Source organism: Xenorhabdus sp. KJ12.1, assembly GCF_963876495.1.
GTDB lineage: Bacteria > Pseudomonadota > Gammaproteobacteria > Enterobacterales > Enterobacteriaceae > Xenorhabdus > Xenorhabdus stockiae.
The window spans coordinates 1-943 of the sequence record NZ_CAWNQH010000005.1 but is presented as its reverse complement, the minus strand read 5'-3'; the positions used below and the strand labels follow the sequence as shown (position 1 = coordinate 943).

Genomic DNA, 943 nt, shown 5'->3' with positions numbered 1-943 from the left:
CTCCCTGTAAATAATCCCGTTGCCATGCTGCGTAATCCCCGTAGGTGATATCCAGCGCAGGGAGCTGGCTGTCACGGCCTGCTTGCAGCGCGTGGTAAATCTCCGCCAGTTCCGCCATAAAGATATCGATGGACCAGCCATCCATTGCAATATGGTGCCATAACAGTAATAAGTAATGGCTGTCTGCGACCTGATAATGCCGCAGGCGTAGGCTGGGTTCAGTGGTTAAATCAAAGGGAGTGGCTATCTCGGTACGCGCGTTAGCCAGCAGCATTTCCCGGTCGTCACAGGATTGAGACTGAATCAGCAAATGCGTGTCCAACACCTGCTGGAACATCTGGTCTTGATCATCACTGCGATACACGGTTCTCAGCACGGCATGACGTTCAGCTAAGCGGTTAATGGCGGTTGCCAGTACCGGCAGTGACGTATCCTCAGTCAACTGAACCAGGTACGGGATATGATAGACATCGGAACCCTGCTCATACTGTTCGATAAACAACATCCGCTCCTGCGCAAATGACAAGGGATAGCGCGTTTGTGCCAGCGGCGGGATAACGGTACAAATATGCTCGTCCATCTGCGTGGCTAATCCGGCGATGGTTTTCAGCTCAAACAGTTGTGCCAGTGAAATATCCGTAGACAGGGTACGACGAATAGCGGCAATCAGTTTAATGGCGCTCAGAGAATTGCCGCCGAGACGGAAGAAATTATCGTCAATACCGACCCGCTCCAGTTCTAAAACATCCTGCCAGATAGTGCAAAGCTGGGTTTCTAAGGCATTACGGGGTGCAACATAATTTTCTCTGTCACCGAAAACCGGCTCCGGCAAGGCTCGGCGGTCCACTTTGCCGTTCAGCGTTAGCGGAATAGCCTCCATAAAGGTAAAACTGGCGGGCAGCATATAGTCCGGCAGACGAGCAGATAAGTGCGTCAGTAGCAC

General features: G+C 52.1%; 1 protein-coding gene. It reads right to left on the bottom strand.

What is annotated here, in order from left to right; all coding sequences use genetic code 11:
- A partial coding sequence (locus tag AACS92_RS02050) for a condensation domain-containing protein (protein WP_241538046.1) occupies nucleotides 1-943 on the bottom strand: 943 nt, incomplete at both ends.